Below are 1,130 nucleotides of genomic sequence, written 5' to 3' on the forward strand. Positions count from 1 at the left end.
TATTTACTACACTTCTACAAGCTAAAATTGGAGGGTTATCTAAGATTTCCCATTCTCTTTCTGCTTACTTTGAGCGCATTCGCATCCTTGATTCTACAACCTTTCAAGTTCCAGATCGATTCGCATCTACTTATCCTGGTGCTGGAGGATGTAGTCATAAAGCTGGTGTAAAAATTCAATTAGAGTATGACTTGTTGAGTGGAGAATTTTCTGATGTGAAAATTGAACCTGGAAAGCGAAGTGATCAGGCGTATGGTGCGACTCGAACAGGCATGATACAAAAGAATGAACTATATATTCGTGACTTAGGATATTTTCGTTTACAAGACTTTAAGTCTATCCAAGATAAGCAAGGATATTATTTATCACGTCTTAAATTACCAACTAAAATATATAGAAAAGAATTCGAAACAGTGGTATTTAAAACAAAACCCGTTCAATTGAGACCGGTATATATACAAATTCATTTGGAAGACATCATGAAACAATTACAACCTGGCCAAGTATACGAGTTACATGACGTATATGTAGGGAGCAAAGACAAACTGCCTACTCGTATTGTGGTTTATAGATGTACGGAGGAGCAAAAACAGAAACGCCTACATGAGCGAGCTATTCGTGAAAAGAAAAAAGGGATTACATATACAGATCGTACGAAGCTTTTACAAGGAATTACGGTGTATATGACAAACATTCCTACGGAATGGGTACCAAAAGAGAAAATCTATGATTTATATTCACTGCGTTGGCAAATAGAGCTGTTATTTAAAATATGGAAATCTTGGTTTCGAATTCATCGTTGTAAATCTATTAAACAAGAGCGGTTAGAATGCCATCTTTATGGACAACTCATTAGTATCCTATTATGTTCTTCTACTATGTTTAAAATGCGAGAACTCCTGTTACGTAAGAAACAAAAAGAGCTAAGTGAATATAAAGCGATGTACATAATTAAGGATTATTTTTTACTTTTTCACCAAGCATTACACAAAAACACCCAAGAGCTATCAAAGGTTCTCCTTCGTCTATTTAACCTCCTACAGCACAACGGACGAAAATCTCATCGATACGAGAAAAAGACAGTCTTTGATATTTTGGGTGTTGTTTATGAGTATACCACTTCTACTCAT

1 protein-coding gene is annotated in these 1,130 nt (G+C 35.4%); it reads left to right on the forward strand.

Annotated features, from left to right (window positions below):
* A partial coding sequence (locus MR059_RS21480; RefSeq protein ID WP_242162031.1) for an IS4 family transposase occupies positions 1-1,130 on the forward strand: 1,130 nt, incomplete at both ends.

Source organism: Bacillus cereus group sp. BfR-BA-01522 (assembly GCF_022662635.1).
Taxonomy (GTDB): Bacteria; Bacillota; Bacilli; order Bacillales; family Bacillaceae_G; genus Bacillus_A; species Bacillus_A cytotoxicus.